The following is a 15,848-nucleotide window of genomic DNA, read 5'->3' as shown; positions in this document are numbered from 1 at the left end:
GGATTTCGTTTCACGGAGGATTGTCGTAGTTCCGACAGATTCTTTTAAAGATTCAGTCCACTTTGTGGGTAAGGTTATGCAAAATCAGGGTGGGGCCAGCCCGTTTTTGACGGTAGGTTGTAGGTCCTACGAAATGATCGTGAGATTAAGATCTGCGAGAGGAAAATCTGTAATCAAAAGAGCTAAAGGTTAAAACGCGAAGCGAACTCGACGAGTCCACCGGATGAAACCAATACTTAGCTATCTTTGAGATGACCCGGTCAAAGATTAAGCGATCTTAGATTCTTTTTTTAGAATGAGAGTCGGCATCACACGATCGGAAATCACTTCGCCCGTGATGATCACTTCCTCGATGTCTTTTCGAGAAGGGATATCAAACATCAGATCTAACATGATATTTTCCACGATCGCTCTGAGTCCTCTTGCGCCCGATTCTCTTTTGATCGCAAGTTCCGCGATCCTATCGATGGCGTCTTCGCGAAAGGTGAGTTTTACATTCTCGAGTTCTAATAAACGAGTGTATTGTTTGAGAACTGAATTTTTCGGCTCCCGAAAGATTTGTTTGAGCATATCCACATCCAATTCTTGGAGCGTGGCCACGATCGGCAATCTTCCGATAAACTCGGGGATCAGACCAAATTTGATCAAATCTTCCGGAATCACCTGTCCCATCAAAGCGTCCTTGTTGTCGGATTGAGGTCTTGTCTCTTCGGATCCGAAACCGATTGTCTTCACTCCGGTTCTAGACTTGATGATATTCGGAAGATCCACAAAAGCCCCTCCGAGAATAAAAAGGATATTTTTTGTATCTACTTGTAAGTATTCCTGATGTGGATGTTTTCTTCCACCCTGTGGAGGAACGTTTGCGACGGTTCCTTCGATGATCTTGAGAAGAGCTTGCTGAACACCTTCCCCGCTCACGTCTCTTGTGATCGAAGCGCTGTCGGACTTGCGCGCAATCTTGTCGACCTCGTCGATATAGATGATTCCGATCTCCGCTTTTTTGATATCGTTGTCCGCGTTTTGGATCAATTTGAGAATGATGTTCTCAACGTCTTCTCCCACATATCCGGCTTCTGTCAATGCGGTCGCATCCACGATCGCGAAAGGAACCTTGATGATTCTTGCAAGAGTTTGGGCGAGAAGAGTTTTCCCGCTTCCCGTCGGTCCAATGAGAAGAATATTCGATTTTTCGATTTCGATATCGGATTTCTTTTCTTTCAGATTTACGCGTTTGTAGTGGTTGTAAACCGCTACGGAGAGGGCCTTCTTTGCGTGATCCTGTCCGATGACATACTGATCTAAGATAGCTTTGATGTCGGCCGGGCTTGGAACCTCGCTGAAAACTTCCGATTTTTCGTGAGTATGATCGTGGTCTTCCGCGATGATTTCATTGCAGAGAGAAATACACTCGTCGCAGATGTAAACACCCGGGCCGGCGACTAAACGTTTTACTGCATCCTGTTCTTTTCCGCAAAAAGAGCAGAATAGTTTTTGTTTACCGTTCGTTCCCGGTGTTTTCTTCGCCAAGGGAGTATCTCCTGATTAAGCTGGGGTTGCGACTTGCGCAGGTTTACTACGGTCTATATCGATCACGGTATCTAAGATTCCGTAATTTTTCGCCTCTTCCGCGGTCATATAGAAATTTCTTTCGGTGTCTTTTTGAATTTGCTCCACACTCTTTCCTGTGTGTTTGTGATAGATAGAATTTAGAATTTCTTTGAGTTTTAGAACTTCCCGCGCTTGGATCTCGATATCACTCGCCTGACCGGTCGCGCCACCCATCGGTTGGTGCATCATAATTCTGGAATTCGGAAGCGCCGAACGTTTTCCGTGAGCGCCGCCTGCGAGAAGCAAAGCCGCCATCGAAGAGGCCTGTCCTAAACAAAGAGTTCTCACATCGGGCTTAATGTATTGCATGGTATCGTAAATGGCTAGACCGGAAGAAACATAACCTCCGGGAGAATTGAGATACAAATAAATATCTCTCTCCGGATTTTCGGCTTCCAAGAATAACAATTGGGCTGTAATCACGTTTGCGTAATCGTCGTTGATTGCATTCCCGAGAAAGATGATTCTATCTTTTAAAAGACGGGAAAAGATATCATAGGATCTTTCTCCCCTGCTCGTTTGCTCGATCACATACGGAATTACACTCATGCTTTCTGCTCTTCCTTTTGGTTCAGATAATCTTTTACCTGGCCAATGCTCAATTTGTCAGTATATTTCTTTTCTACAAGATCAAAGAGGATATCGTCCACTTTTTTCGCGAAAAAATTCTCTCGATAATTATCCATGAGTTTTCCCTTTTCCAGCTCTTTTTTAAGATCGGACAGAGAAATCTGGTAACTTGACGCAAGTTTTTCTAGATCTGCATCAAAATCCGAATCGGAATACACGATGTTCTCCGTCTGAGCGATCTTTTGACGGGTGAAAAAGTGCTTCAGGCGAGTTTCGGCAAGATTTTTGAAAGATTCTTGCACTTCTTTTAGATCTTTTTTGATCATCTCCGCGTATTTTTCCATCGTAATGTGAGGAAGGCGGAATTCGTGGATCATATTGTGAAAAACGTGTTCGGATTCTTCTTTTACATAGGATTCCGGGAAGATATACTTAGAGTCGTCGATGACTTCCTTGTAAATCTCCTCCATCTTCTTATTCTTCACTCCATCCTCAAAACGTTCCTTGAGATTTTTCCGGATTTTGTCCTTGAGGGCGTTTAGAGACTCGGATCCGTCGAACTCGGAAGCAAGATCGTCGTCAATCGGAGGGAGAATGTTTGCATATTGGGCTTTTACGGTTACGGAATATTCGAAAGATTTGCCCGCAACTTCGTTCTGAGCGTAGTCCTCAGGGAATGCATGCACAAAATCCTTACTTTCTCCGGTTTTCAAACCGTAGAGATTCTCATCAAAACCTTTTAGATTGCTTTCATGGCCTAAATGATAGTCGTTCGAAGTGTTGCTCGCGTTCTTGGGCTCTTGGCCGGATTCGCGAACCACATATTCCATATCGATAATGTCTCCGGTCGCGGTGATTTGGCCCTCTTCCTTGAGTTGTTTGCGAGCCAATTGTTTGCGAATGGTTTCGATCTCTTCTTGAACATCGGCGTCAGAGACCACAACTTCGGGAAGTTTTATTTTGACCTTCTTATATTTTCCGAGGGTGATTTCCGGGTTGGTTTCATAGACCGCGGTTGCGATCAGAGTTTTTCCGGGCTGATAGTCTTGGATTTCGAATTTTGGAAATCGAACCATCGGATGTTCTAATTTTGTGATGATGGAAGTCATCCCGTCCACGATCAAAGTGTTGATCGCGTCACTCGCCACCGCGTCCCCGAGGTGACGTTTCACCATTTGCAGAGGGGCCTTGCCTTGGCGGAAGCCGGGAATTTTTACGTCTTTTTGTTTTTCAGCGTAGGTTTTTTCAAAAGCCTTCTCGATATCGGAAGCTTCGAAGGTAAGTTTAATATCAACGGTCGCGTTAGAATTCTTTTTTGTTTTATAATCCATGATGTAAATGGGCCTGGAGGAGAAAGAGTATAGAAGAAAAAGCGGGAAACGGGATTCGAACCCGCGACCCCCTCCTTGGCAAGGAGGTGCTCTACCACTGAGCTATTCCCGCGATTATTCAGGTAGATCCATGATTTTCGGCAAAAGTCCGGTGTAAACTCACTTTTTGGAGAATCATCTTTTCCTTAGAATTTTTTGAAAGAAGGGCAAAAGATTTTTCGCAAGGATCCGATGTCCTTCGGCAGTCGGATGAATTCCGTCTTTTTGATTGAGTTTTTTATTTCCAGCTACCCCGTTCAAAAAAAACGGAACCAGAGGAATGTTTTCTTCCTTTGCGATCTTTGGAAAAATGGATTCGAATTTTTTTCGATATTCTTTTCCTAAATTTGGAAACGTTTTCATTCCGATGAGGAGGATCTTTGCCTTCGGATTTTTTTTTCTTACTTTCGAAAGAATTTCTTTTAGATTTTTCTCCGTTTGATCCGGAGAAATTCCCCGCATAGAATCATTGGCTCCGAGTTCGAGGACAAAGAGGTCGAAGGGATTGGTAAGAGCCCAATCGAGACGGGACAAACCGCCCGAACTTGTGTCCCCGCTCATGCCCGCGTTGACTGACTTTACTGAAATTCCTTGTTTGGAAAGTTCTTTCTCCAAAACCGCAGGATAGGCTTCCTCCGGAGAATTTAACCCAAGCCCCGCCGTGAGACTGTCTCCAAAAAAGAGAATTCGAATCGGAGAAACTTCGGGATCGGCGGAGATGGATGTAAACCACAAAGAACAAAAGATAAGAAGAACCTTTCCCAAAACTGCGAAAGAACCCTTCAGCTTGATCTTTCTAACAAAGTACAACCGAGTTTTGGGACGCGCTGCAAGTAAGAATCGAAAACGAATCATAACGACGACCTACCGAAAGGAATTTGTTTTTACAGAATTCAACGTTCTTATATCCTGTCAAACTATGATCCGACGTTTTCTCTTTGTGTTCCTTCTTCTTTTGGCTTTCCTTACCGCGTTTTACTACATTCCTTCTTACCAACAAGAACTCCAGGCGGACGGTTGGGACGGTTATTTAGAATCTCAGGCAAAGTCCATCGTGGACAAGATGACTCCCGAAGAGCTGGCGGGTCAGGTCATCCACGTCGCAATCCCGGGCAAAACCTTGGATCAGACCGCTGAAAAAGAAATCGAGGAGATTCTTCCGGGAGGAATCATTCTTTTTGGAATGAATCTGGGGACCAAACAGGAAATTCTCAAACTCAACTTCGAACTTCAGAGAAAAAGTTTAAAACATTCTAAACTTCCTCTTCTGATTTCCGTGGATCAAGAGGGCGGAAGAGTGCTTCGTGTAAAAGACGGAGTCACTCAGTTTCCGGGTGCGATGGCGCTCGGACAAACGAAGAACGCGGACTACGCTTATAAAGTGGGTTTTGTGACTTCGTATCAGCTCCGTAAACTCGGGCTCAACTTTGTCTTCGCGCCCGACTTGGACATCAATAACAATCCGGACAATCCTGTGATCAACACTCGTTCTCTGGGAAGTTCTCCCGAGATGGTTTCGAAAGCGGGAATCGGTTATGAAAAAGGAGCGAGACTCGGGGGGGCGATTCCTACGATCAAACATTTCCCCGGACACGGCGATACGAACGTAGACAGTCACTTAGGACTTCCTAAGATCGATAAGAATCTGGAAGAATTGGAAAAGATGGAACTCATTCCTTTCAAGGAATCCATAGAACAAGGCGCGGAAGTGGTGATGAGCGCTCATATCTTGTATCCGAAACTGGATCCGAATCTTCCGGCGACGCTCTCTTCCAAAATTCTTACGGGAATTTTAAGAGAAAGAATGGGATTCAAAGGTGTGATCATCACGGATGCGATGGAGATGAACGCGATTTCCGTTCACTACAAAGACGTGGATCCGGGCGTTCTTGCTATATTAGCAGGCGCTGATATTCTTCTTATGACGAGCTGGGGAAAAACCACACACGACATGAGAGACCAAATTTTGAACGCCTACAAAAAAGGAACCTTTCAAAAAGGGGAAAGGGATCTTTTGAAAGAAGCGGCTTATAGACAAATTCTTCTCAAACTCAAACACGGAATCATCTACGAATTCTCCGCTAAAAAATCGAATCCAAAAGAATTATCTCCGATGGAAGAAAAAGAAATGTCGTTCTTTCAAGATCAGATTGCGGAAAGGGAAAGAATCTTTTTGGAAATTTTTTCTCCAACTCTGAACGCCGACGTTTCCAAAGCTTCCATCGTTTCCTTTCCGGAGGCCTTTGTTCCAAACTCGGTTAAGGCTGAAGAAACGATCTTCGTCGTCAGAGGAAAAGAATTTGAAGGCGTTCTTGGAGAAAAAAATCTAACCAACTCAAACGGAGGAAGAATAACGTCGCTCGTCAAAGAAAATAAATTCAGAAGAATCGTTCTTACCTCTTTTAGTCAGTTGGAACTCGATCTTGCGGCCGGATTGGCAAAACGTTATCCGACACTGGAGATCGTTACCCTTCATTATGGAACTCCATTCTTAAAATTGAATACTCTTCCCAATTTAAAAATTCTTTTTTCGTTTTCCCCGACGTTGGAATCCAAAAAGGCTCTTCTTTATACTGTTTTGGAAAGAACCACTCCGGTTCCGGTCGTGGATTTAATCTTAAAAAACACAAACGAAAAGACGGCGGTGAAATAAGGATAGGAGCTCCTACAGTTTGCCGCGGAAGAATTCTTCTTGGCTAAAAGGCATTTTTGTGATAGAGAGAAATCTCCCCGAGTTTTTCCCGCCACCGCTCCCCTCCACCCTAGTTCAGGGCGGGGCGCGCGACTTTCACAGTGGATTGTTGGAGTTCCTACAATTCTTTTCATTTTAGAAATTCCATAGGCAGGTTATGAAGGACAATCTAACAGACTCGGTAAAGCCAATTTTCAGAACCGGTCTCCCGGGAATCTATCTCCACTACCCCTACTGCATTCAAAAATGTGAATATTGTGATTTTTTCTCGGTCGGAAACGGAAAAGCGGCGATCCCGGACGAAGAAGGTCTTTTCTCCAAATATAAAGAGGAGATTATAAAGCGAATCTCCGACAATCCATCACTCTCCCAATTCCAATTCGATACGATCTTCTTCGGAGGCGGAACCCCTAGCCGTGCCGATCTCAATCAAATCCAAGACCTCGTTCGATTCTTAAAACAAAATCTTTCGATTTCTTCCGGCGCCGAAGTCACGATGGAATGCAATCCGGAAGATATCACTCCCGACTTTTTGGATTCCCTCTCGCGAGCCGGAATCAATCGAATCTCGGTAGGAATCCAGAGCTTTCAACCCGAAAGACTTCGATTTTTAGGAAGACATTACGATCCGGAGCGTTACGGAACCATCTTAGAAACCGTAAAGAATTCTCCGATCCAAAACTTTTCCGCCGATTTGATCTACGGAATTCCGGGTCAAACGGTGGAAGAAATCCTAAAGGACATTCGACAGGTTCTCTCCTACGGAGGCAAACATATCAGTCTCTACGCTCTCACCGTGGAAAAAGGAACAGAATATTCCAGAAAGGTAATGGACTCTCTTCTCCCCGGCCCCGAAGAAGAGGTCCAAGAGGAAATTTTGAAACAACTCCCAAAACTGCTTTCTCCTTACGGAATGTCTCAGTATGAGGTAAGCAATTATTCAAAACCGGGATATCAATCCAGGCACAACCTCAAGTATTGGACTATGGAATATTATTTGGGAATCGGGCCCGGAGCTCACGGCTATCTCCCAAAAGGAAGATATTCGAATCCGAGAAACGTGGAAACTTACAAACGAAAAGAAATTTCCGGAGAATACTCCGCACCGGATATCTTTGAAGAATTGGTCCTTTCTCTTTTTCGTTTGTTTCAACCCGTCGATTTGAATTCCTTTTACGGACTCATTCCCGACAAAAAAGGAAAACTGGAACAATCCCTAAAATCTCTCGAAACCGCGGGACTAGCCGCGTTTCAAAACGGAATCTTTACTTGGAAACCGGAATCCATTCTTTTTCTAGATTCTGAAATCCTAAAACTCGCTTCCTTATAAATCGGTTTCTTTTTTTCGAAACCGATCCGATAAAAAAGAAACAATTGCCCTACCTCTTCTTATAATTACATTCAAAAATAATTGTATACAATTTTTAACATATACGAAAACGATACCCTTGCGACCAAAGGACGGTGTAGAATGTTTCAATTCCATACGATCGATTTGTATTCAAAACCAAGACAACACTTTGTTCAAAATCCGTTTCGATTCCCTCTCTTCGTTCTTTATTGATTATGATTATTAGTTAGAAAAGAGACAACCACGATGACCAAAACAAAAACACACGAATATGAAACATCCATCCTGGATTCGCAAATTGCAGGGTATGAGAAATTGACCTTTGAAAAGGTTCAGATGATATTAAACGAAGCAAGAAAAGAAGCCCTGCAGAATATAGAGCTGCATTCTTTTTCTTCGGGAGTAAGTACGATCCAGCCCTTGGTTCTCTGGTCGGAGAGCAATTTCACTGAAATTCCTTCTTTTTCGGATTCGGTCCTCGTTCAAACCGAACTCCAAAAACTGACCGGTCCCCGATACAAGATTCTACAGAGGATGATCCGAAAATCGGATTATAAGATTCTCTGTCAATCCAGCTCTCTTTGTATTCTTTTTGATTCCCATAAAAAGAAACCTTGGAAAAAAAGAGAATCGTTGTTAGCTGGTTGAACTAAAAAAGGATCCGAAATCCAATCGCCGAAAATAAATCCTTCTACACGGCGAACCGATTTCCATTCTATGGTTTAGAATTCCAATTCTTTCTAAAAAAGGAATTCCTAATTAAGATCCGATACTTCTATAACGAAGCGCAATCTGACCAGTCCTCACGATTTCTTCGATTCCATATTTGGACATGATTTCCACGATCGCATTCACCTTTCTTGAATTTCCGGAATACTCAATCGTCAAAGAAGAATGTGTTAAGTCCGCAATCTTGGCTTCAAAAACTTCGCAAACGGAAAGAATCTCGGTTCTTGTAGTCTCCGAAAGTTTGACCACCAGAAGCACCAACTCTCTGCTCACACAATCGTGATACGCCAAATCTTCGACTTCCAGAACGTCCGGCAGTTTGAAAAGTTGTCTTTTGACTTGATCCACCGTGGATTCGTCGCCTTTGACAACGATCACCATACTCGAAACTTCGGGGTTCACCGTAACTCCGACCGCGATCGAATCAATATTATAACTTCTGCGAGTAAATAGACCGGAAACATGACTCATGACTCCGGGATGATTGTTTACCAGAATTTTCAGAATATGTTTCATGGTTTTTTTAGCCCGGCCAGATCCTTAAATTCAATCATATCCTTTTGCGACTTTCCCGCCGGGATCATAGGGAACACTTTTTCTTCGGCGGGAATCATTACTTCCAAAAGCGCAGCCCCGTCGTCTTTGATAAAAAAATCGATCGCCTTGTCTATCTCCGATTTATCGGAAACTTTCATCGCAGGAATCGAATACGCTTCAGCGAGTTTAACAAAGTCGGGATTGAAGTTCCATTCCGATTGAGAAAATCGTTCTTCGTAAAAGAGCTCCTGCCACTGACGGACCATTCCGAGAAAGTTATTGTTGAAGATAAGAATTTTGACTCCCAGTTTGTTGGCCGCGATCGTCGCCAACTCCTGAATGTTCATCTGAATCGAACCGTCTCCGGAAACACAAATCGTCATCTTATCCGGTCTTCCAAACTTTGCGCCGATCGCAGCGGGAAGTCCGTAACCCATAGTTCCGAGTCCGCCCGAAGTGAGCCAGTTGTTCGGTTCGTCAAAAAGATAATACTGAGCCGCCCACATCTGGTGTTGTCCGACGTCCGTCGAAACGATCGCCTTACCTTGTGTTCTTTTGTAGAGACGATCCAGAAAGTCCTGGGGTTTGATCGTGGATCCGGAATTATCAAAATCCAGAGGATGATCTTTTTTGAGCCCTTGGAGATAATTGGTCCAAGAAGAATGATCCTGTTTTTTTACAAAGGGAAGAATCGCCTGGATTGCGTCTTTCAAATCCCCGTGCAAAAGATGATCCACTTGAATTCGTTTATTAAATTCTGCGGTATCGATATCGATATGAGCGCGAACCGCTTTTTCCGCAAATTCTCCGATCTTAGCGACACGGTCGTCAAAACGAGCTCCCAGATTGAGAATATAATCGCATTCTAATACCGCTTTGTTTGCCGCGGCGGTTCCGTGCATTCCCAACATTCCCACACTGAGCGCGTGTGTTCCGGGAAAAGCTCCGATCCCCATCAGAGTTGTAGTCACCGGAATTCCGGCCTTTGTCGCGAGTTCGAAAATTTCCTTGTGAGCGTTTGCGTTGATCGCCCCCCCGCCTATATAAAGAAGAGGTTTTTTTGCGGAGTTTAAAACTTCCGCAAACTCTTCCACGTTTCCTTTGACTTCGGGTTTTTTATAGTGATGAGGAGCAATTTTAAGACGAGCCGCCTTTCGCACGTTAGTCAACTCGGTTTGAACGTCTTTCGGAAAATCCAAAAGAACGGGGCCGGGACGACCGCCTAACGCGATTAAGGTTGCTTCTTCGAAATGTCTCGCGATATCGTCCGCGGACTTCATAAGTGCGTTGTATTTTGTAATGGGAATTGTGATCCCGAAGATATCGGCTTCTTGAAAAGCGTCGGTCCCGATCGTGTTTGTCGCGACTTGACCCGTGATCGCAAGCACCGGAACAGAGTCCATCTTCGCGTCGGTAAGACCGGTCACAAGATTTGTGGCTCCCGGTCCGGATGTTGCAATGCACACACCGAGTTTACCGGTCGCTCTCGCATAACCTTCGGCCATATGAACGGCGCCTTGCTCGTGTCGAACGAGAATGTGTTTTATTTTCTTACTTTTGTAGATCTCGTCATAAAAGGGTAGAATGGCTCCGCCCGGGTATCCAAAGACGATATCCACTCCGTATTCTTCCAGAAGTTCCACCATCAGTCTGGCGCCCGTAATTCTTCCTGATTCTGAGGACATGGTCCCTCCCCTTACGTCCATAAAGATACCGGAAAGGCTACTGTCAAGAGGAACCGAATCCTATGCTCCTCATTCCAAGGTCTCGAAATAGGAGTTTTATCCCGTCTCCTTATTCTCAAATATAATATGCAAAGAAGGTTCAATCCGATGGTTTCTAATTTGTAAGAAGGGACTTGCTTTGTTCATTTTGAAAGCTTAATATCAAAATTGCTCTCGAAATGAACATCTTTGAAATTCGAGATTCGCAAAAAGAAATACCTGTTCGATAAAAATGAATCCGCAATAAAACAAGAATCCGGAGTTCACAATGTACGATTCGGAATGAACGGTAAAAAATTGACCGATCCGCCCCGAATGAGTTAGTTTATCCGAGAGAATCCGCCGTTCTTTGCGGATCCGGAACCGAGTTCCAAGGAGATCGTTCTAAGAAAAACAGAACGGAAATTTTTTTCCAAAACTAAATAGATAGAAAGGACTAATTTTCGGTCCGGTTTACATTTTACTTTCGGATTCTTGCAATCTGTTCTTATTTTCTTTACAGAATATTTAAGCCTCAAAAGAATATTCAATCAAAGTCGAACGTCGAAAATAATAATGCGAATTCAAAAATTGGAAGAGAGTAAACTTTAAAAAGAGAGAATCAAATGGAAAATCCTAATATTGAAAAAGAAGAAGAGGACAAACAATTCGCGGTCATCAAAAGTCTCGCGAAAGAGGCCTATAAATTATTAGATTCTCATCAATTTCCAAAGGCGGAAGCGAAGCTCAAAGAGCTTTTGGAAAAAGATCCTCACAACACATACGGTCTCGTCGGAATGGGAGATCTCTTTTTTAAGAAAAAAGACTATAAGAATGCCATAGAATATTATCATAAATGTATACAAGAAGATCCTTCGAACAAGTTTTCCCTCATGGGACTTATGAACTGCTATCGGGAAATGAATCTTCTTTCCCGAGTGATCGAAGTCGCCGAAGATTACAGACATATCACGATCACCGACGCCTCCATTCTCAGCCGTGTTGCGGACGCTCATAGAAAACTCAAAAACTTTAAAGAATCGGAAATTTATTATATGCAGGCTCTTCAGATCAACCCGAAAGATCAGTATGTGATCGTCGGTTTGGGTCACCTCTACTTCGCCTGTCAAAAATATAAGGACGCCATCCATTGGTGGGAAAAACTCCTCCTCATCCAACCGGACAATATCAAAATATTAACCGAAATCGGGAATTCCTACCGCAAGATCAAGGACTACGACGAAGCGATCCAGTATTACCACAGAGCCGCGGAACTGGATCGAAAGAATTTTTTCGCGTTATACGGTCTTGCCGAAAGTTATCGCGGTAAAAAGGATTTCCACAAAGCCAACCAGTATTGGGAAAGAATTTTGGAATTCGATCCCGATAACAAACTCATCATCAACCGTTACGCGGACAGTCTGCGGGGAATGGGAGAATTCGACAAGGCGCTCGAATGTTTTAACAGAATTCTCGCTGAAGGTGAGGATTACTTTGCGCTGCTTGGAAAGGCCTCTTCTCTCAAGTTGATCGGAAAAAGAGACAAGGCCGAAGAAATCTATCTCGACCTTCACAAAAAGTTCCCGATGGATCCGAGACCTCTTCTTGAATTGTCCGATCTTTATGTGGAAGTGGAAAAACCTACGGAAGCGGTTCGTTTACTGGAGGACTTTCAGAAAAAACAACCTCTCAACGAGGAAGTCAAACTCAAGTTAGAAAGTATCAGAGGAGAATAAAAGTTCCTCGTTCGGGAGGGAAATTTTTTCCTCCCCTTTCTCTCCTACAAAAATCTCCTTACAATCCCAAACTCCGTTTTTTCGTTCGAGGCGAACGTGATGACGGTAAAAATTTCCCTTTTTGTCTTTTAGAATTCTCGGAACCTTCGCCGCATTGATCGTGTGTAAAGAATTCTCGCTGATCTTCCAAGTTCGATCCCTTTGTAGATCCTTGATTCTATGATGCATGTGACCCGCGAGAACGAGGGAAACCTTTTCTTCTCTTTCTTTTAGAAAATCCAAAAAACGACGAAGATCTCCGTCTCCCCAATCCCCGCCCTTTTTTCTAAAATCACAACCCCAGATATCGTCTCGTTTGGAACCGTATCCGGCGGGTCCGTTGTGAGCTAAAATTATACATTCCTTTCCTTTGATTTTTGGATAAAGAGACTTCATCTTTTCGAACGATTCTTTCATCGAAGAGACTCCATACACTTTTTTGAGTAAGGGAAGAAAACTCAAAGTCCCTCCCATGGAAAAAGGACGAGCTCCGATCAAAACGGTTTTAGAATCCAGATCCGTCGCGGAATATCCCACACAAATGGAGTCGCCCATTCTTCTTTGGAGACGAGTTAGACGAAATCGATGTCCGATACTTCCGGTTCGTATCATCCATTTTGAATGTAGAATTTCTCCGAGTAACTGAACTACGTTAGTCGAATCGTGATTACCCGGAATCCAATAGACTTTCTTTTTAAGGTCCGCTATTCCTCGAGTCACCTTTCTTTCCGAAAAAGGAAGATATCCGGGAAAATCGCCCGTTACTAAGAGGGCGTCGTAATCGGAATTGTCGAAATACTCGTTGTCCTTCCGATCCCAAAAACCGTGAATGTCTCCGATCAGAGCTAACTTAAGATTTTCCATCGGCGATTTAGTTTCTCCTTGTATTCAAGCGCGTAAACCTGGAAATTTACCGAAAAGAAGTAAAAACCGATGCGTGTTTCGCAACGGTGGATATCGGGAACCCGCCTCATGGATGAAATTACAAAGTCGATCCGCAAATTTATATTTCAATTTATTCTTATCACCGAAGGAATCAGTTACCTAATCGCGGTTGGAACCGCGATCCTTTTTTACCAGACGTTTCTGGAAATGGAACCGGAGCATCTAAAAATCGCGGTATATATCACTCTCGGAACCACATTTTTTACTCTGATCTACACCGTATTCGCGGACAAACGCAGGTTAAAACCGATCCAGAATTACGTTCATACGGTCGACCAAGGAATCATCGATAAGGACACGGCCATCGGCGCACAAAAGGCGGTCTTAAGACTTCCATTCGGACATTCGATTGAAATCGCTTTGAGAATTTTTATCACCGGATTGGTCATCGTGATTTTGCTCGGCCGTTTTACCGTTCTGGATAAATCGGATTATTACAATCTTTTTTCGATCATTCTTATGCTTTCGCTTTCTTTGGGAGTCTATTCGTTTCTTGTTTCGGAAAGACTTACCTCCAAGTTGATCGAATCCGGCGCGTTCAGTAATATCGATACTTCCAGTCTCGTAAAAATCAAACTGACAAGATCTCTCACGATCACTTTTATCTTTATCGTAATCATTCTAGCGATCGGTGTTTCGAGTCTTGTCTTCAAACTCAATTACACCGCGATTCGAAAGTCGTATTTCAATCAGATGATCAACGTAAACGAAACGCTTCACATTCTTACCGAAACGATTTTTGAGGAAGTGCAAGGAGACGCGGATAGACTTCGTAACGATCCGAACTTTCTTTTTTCGGTCTCGGGTGGAAAAGAAAAGGAAACCCAGAGACATTTTGAGAATCTTCTGGAAAGAACTTCGAAATACGAGTCTCTCGCGCTCGTTCGAGCCGAGGGGAAGAATTGGAAAATTCTCGCGGCAACGGGAACTCTTGCCTCTAACGGAACCTCCAAACTTTCCGAGTATGAACTTCCGCCCGAAGAAAAAGTGATCGAAGCGCTTTCCTCCGAAAAAATGTTCCTAAGCAAACCGATCGCGTCTTCGGTATCGGGGACTCCCGTGGTTTTGGCTCTGGAGTCGATTCCGGGAGAAAAGTCCACGTATTTAGCGCTCGGTCTTAGAATCGCGGATCTCACGAGCAAATTGATCGGTTCGATCCAAATCGGAAAGTCGGGTTATCCCGGTCTTCTCAATCACGGAGAAGTGATCATCAATCACGTAAACCCGGCTCTCAATTTAAAAAAACTTACTGACTTTCCGTTTTACGAGCAGGTTAAGAATTATAAGGACAACGTTCCCATCCGTTATCTATTCAACGGAAAGTATAAGTATATGATTCTTCGTAAAAATCCAAAATACGACTTTATCACGTTCGCCTCGATCGAAAACGAAGAAATCGCGGACGACGCGATCATATCAGTCCTTGCGATGGCGGCGATTTCCACGCTGGGAATGTTGTTTATCGGATTTTTGATCTACATCATCCTGCAAAAAAGACTTCGACCTCTGGAAGAAAGTAAGAACGTTTTGGAAGCGATGGCGGAAGGAGATCTTACAAAAGGTCTCAAGGTTTTATCGATGGATGAAATCGGAGAGATGTCCATCTCCATCAATTCGTTTAACAAAAAGGTGAAAATGATTCTCGGTAAAATCATCGAAGCCTCGGGAAATCTCGCCTCCTCTTCCGATGAAATGTCGGGCGCACTCAATTTTATCTCCGACAACGCGCAGAATCAAGCCGCGTCCTCCGAGGAAATTTCGGCTTCGATCGAAGAAATCTCCGCAGGAATGGACGGAGTCGAAACTCAAACCAGGGAACAGGTCGGTCTTTTGGACAGACTGGGTCTTGATATGAATAAATTTTCCAATTCCATCCATGAAACCTCGACTAATCTCGAAAAGACGATGTCGGACGTGGAACGAATTACCGAAGAAGCCAAAAAAGGAGGAAACGCCCTCGAACTCACGAACCAATCGATCACAAAGATCAGCCGTAGTTCGGAAGATATCTCCGGCGTCATAGAAATCATCAATACGATCTCGGAACAGATTCACCTGTTGGCGTTAAACGCGGCGATCGAAGCGGCAAGAGCCGGATCCGCAGGAAAAGGATTTGCCGTCGTCGCCGATGAAATTTCAAAACTCGCGGACAAAACCACCAACAGCATCAAGGACATCGAGGAAATCATCCAGAGTAACGAAACCGAAATCGGAAACGGAATCAGAAACATCACAAACACCGTAACCGTCATCTCGGGAATCATCCAAGGGATTTCCGAGATCAATCGTCAGATGAAGATCGTAAATCAATTTATGGAAGATCAACTTTCCAAAAATGATCAGATGAATCTTACGGCAAAAGAAGTCAAAGGAAGATCGGACGTGATCCAGGTCGCAGTGAGAGAACAAAAAATCGCGATCGAAGAAATTTCAAGAACGATCACGATGATAAACGATCTCAATCAGTCCTCGGCCGCTTCTTCCGAAGAGCTGAGTTCGAGTTCGATCGGTCTTGCGAGACTCGCAGAGGATCTAAAAAAAGAAGTGGAATTTTTCAAACTCTAA

General features: G+C 43.7%; 13 protein-coding genes and 1 tRNA gene. 6 read left to right on the top strand and 8 right to left on the bottom strand.

The window, feature by feature from the left end:
- Positions 1-193, top strand: a 193-nt coding sequence (locus tag JWG44_RS18460) for a hypothetical protein (RefSeq protein WP_205276477.1), incomplete at its 5' end; no start/stop codon positions are given.
- 74 nt (positions 194-267) lie between these two features.
- On the opposite strand, the gene clpX is transcribed toward JWG44_RS18460, so the two are convergent.
- The 5 genes from clpX to JWG44_RS18435 form a co-directional block, all read right to left on the bottom strand.
- Positions 268-1,530 (bottom strand): ATP-dependent Clp protease ATP-binding subunit ClpX, encoded by a 1,263-nt coding sequence (gene clpX, locus JWG44_RS18455; RefSeq protein ID WP_205276476.1) that lies wholly within the window; start codon positions 1,528-1,530, stop codon positions 268-270.
- A gap of 15 nt (positions 1,531-1,545) precedes the next feature.
- The gene (gene clpP, locus JWG44_RS18450; protein WP_205276475.1) at positions 1,546-2,160 is read right to left on the bottom strand and encodes an ATP-dependent Clp endopeptidase proteolytic subunit ClpP; all 615 of its coding nucleotides are present in this window, start codon (positions 2,158-2,160) and stop codon (positions 1,546-1,548) included.
- Positions 2,157-3,512: a trigger factor gene (gene tig, locus JWG44_RS18445; RefSeq protein ID WP_205276474.1), complete on the bottom strand. Its 1,356-nt coding sequence runs from the start codon at positions 3,510-3,512 to the stop codon at positions 2,157-2,159. The genes clpP and tig overlap by 4 nt, the downstream gene beginning before the upstream one ends.
- A gap of 40 nt (positions 3,513-3,552) precedes the next feature.
- Positions 3,553-3,624, bottom strand: a tRNA-Gly gene (locus JWG44_RS18440).
- Between the two features lie 62 nt (positions 3,625-3,686).
- On the bottom strand, positions 3,687-4,406 hold the full coding sequence (locus JWG44_RS18435) for an arylesterase (protein ID WP_205276473.1): 720 nt from the start codon (positions 4,404-4,406) through the stop codon (positions 3,687-3,689).
- A 64-nt stretch (positions 4,407-4,470) separates the two neighbouring features.
- Here JWG44_RS18435 and JWG44_RS18430 point away from each other — a divergent pair, with 64 nt between their 5' ends.
- From JWG44_RS18430 to JWG44_RS18420, 3 genes are all read left to right on the top strand, one after another.
- Entirely contained in the window at positions 4,471-6,204 is a 1,734-nt protein-coding gene (locus JWG44_RS18430; RefSeq protein ID WP_205276472.1) for a glycoside hydrolase family 3 protein, read from the top strand.
- A gap of 196 nt (positions 6,205-6,400) precedes the next feature.
- Positions 6,401-7,573, top strand: a complete 1,173-nt coding sequence (hemW, locus tag JWG44_RS18425) for a radical SAM family heme chaperone HemW (protein ID WP_205276471.1) — start codon at positions 6,401-6,403, stop codon at positions 7,571-7,573.
- 267 nt (positions 7,574-7,840) lie between these two features.
- On the top strand, positions 7,841-8,242 hold the full coding sequence (locus tag JWG44_RS18420) for an acyl-CoA thioesterase family protein (RefSeq protein ID WP_205276470.1): 402 nt from the start codon (positions 7,841-7,843) through the stop codon (positions 8,240-8,242).
- Between the two features lie 111 nt (positions 8,243-8,353).
- On the opposite strand, the gene ilvN is transcribed toward JWG44_RS18420, so the two are convergent.
- Both ilvN and ilvB read right to left on the bottom strand, forming a co-directional pair.
- Entirely contained in the window at positions 8,354-8,839 is a 486-nt protein-coding gene (ilvN, locus tag JWG44_RS18415; protein WP_205276469.1) for an acetolactate synthase small subunit, read from the bottom strand.
- Positions 8,836-10,545, bottom strand: a complete 1,710-nt coding sequence (gene ilvB, locus JWG44_RS18410; protein ID WP_205276468.1) for a biosynthetic-type acetolactate synthase large subunit — start codon at positions 10,543-10,545, stop codon at positions 8,836-8,838. The genes ilvN and ilvB overlap by 4 nt, the downstream gene beginning before the upstream one ends.
- A 644-nt stretch (positions 10,546-11,189) precedes the next feature.
- Here ilvB and JWG44_RS18405 point away from each other — a divergent pair.
- Entirely contained in the window at positions 11,190-12,299 is a 1,110-nt protein-coding gene (locus JWG44_RS18405; RefSeq protein ID WP_205276467.1) for a tetratricopeptide repeat protein, read from the top strand.
- On the opposite strand, the gene JWG44_RS18400 is transcribed toward JWG44_RS18405, so the two are convergent.
- Entirely contained in the window at positions 12,276-13,202 is a 927-nt protein-coding gene (locus JWG44_RS18400; protein WP_205276466.1) for a metallophosphoesterase, read from the bottom strand. The two genes, JWG44_RS18405 and JWG44_RS18400, sit on opposite strands and share 24 nt — an antisense overlap.
- A 69-nt stretch (positions 13,203-13,271) precedes the next feature.
- Here JWG44_RS18400 and JWG44_RS18395 point away from each other — a divergent pair, with 69 nt between their 5' ends.
- Entirely contained in the window at positions 13,272-15,848 is a 2,577-nt protein-coding gene (locus JWG44_RS18395) for a methyl-accepting chemotaxis protein (RefSeq protein ID WP_232371737.1), read from the top strand.

It is taken from the genome of Leptospira ainazelensis, assembly GCF_016918785.1.
Classification (GTDB): Bacteria; Spirochaetota; Leptospiria; order Leptospirales; family Leptospiraceae; genus Leptospira; species Leptospira ainazelensis.
This window is presented reverse-complemented; position numbering and strand designations above follow the sequence as displayed.

What these genes read in the sequence shown, in the direction of transcription:
- clpP (WP_205276475.1), bottom strand. Translation starts at nt 2,160, where the DNA reads ATGAGTGTAATTCCGTATGTGATCGAGCAAACGAGCAGGGGAGAAAGA.
- tig (WP_205276474.1), bottom strand. Translation starts at nt 3,512, where the DNA reads ATGGATTATAAAACAAAAAAGAATTCTAACGCGACCGTTGATATTAAA.
- JWG44_RS18435 (WP_205276473.1), bottom strand. Translation starts at nt 4,406, where the DNA reads ATGATTCGTTTTCGATTCTTACTTGCAGCGCGTCCCAAAACTCGGTTG.
- JWG44_RS18430 (WP_205276472.1), top strand. Translation starts at nt 4,471, where the DNA reads ATGATCCGACGTTTTCTCTTTGTGTTCCTTCTTCTTTTGGCTTTCCTT.
- hemW (WP_205276471.1), top strand. Translation starts at nt 6,401, where the DNA reads ATGAAGGACAATCTAACAGACTCGGTAAAGCCAATTTTCAGAACCGGT.
- JWG44_RS18420 (WP_205276470.1), top strand. Translation starts at nt 7,841, where the DNA reads ATGACCAAAACAAAAACACACGAATATGAAACATCCATCCTGGATTCG.
- ilvN (WP_205276469.1), bottom strand. Translation starts at nt 8,839, where the DNA reads ATGAAACATATTCTGAAAATTCTGGTAAACAATCATCCCGGAGTCATG.
- ilvB (WP_205276468.1), bottom strand. Translation starts at nt 10,545, where the DNA reads ATGTCCTCAGAATCAGGAAGAATTACGGGCGCCAGACTGATGGTGGAA.
- JWG44_RS18405 (WP_205276467.1), top strand. Translation starts at nt 11,190, where the DNA reads ATGGAAAATCCTAATATTGAAAAAGAAGAAGAGGACAAACAATTCGCG.
- JWG44_RS18400 (WP_205276466.1), bottom strand. Translation starts at nt 13,202, where the DNA reads ATGGAAAATCTTAAGTTAGCTCTGATCGGAGACATTCACGGTTTTTGG.
- JWG44_RS18395 (WP_232371737.1), top strand. Translation starts at nt 13,272, where the DNA reads ATGCGTGTTTCGCAACGGTGGATATCGGGAACCCGCCTCATGGATGAA.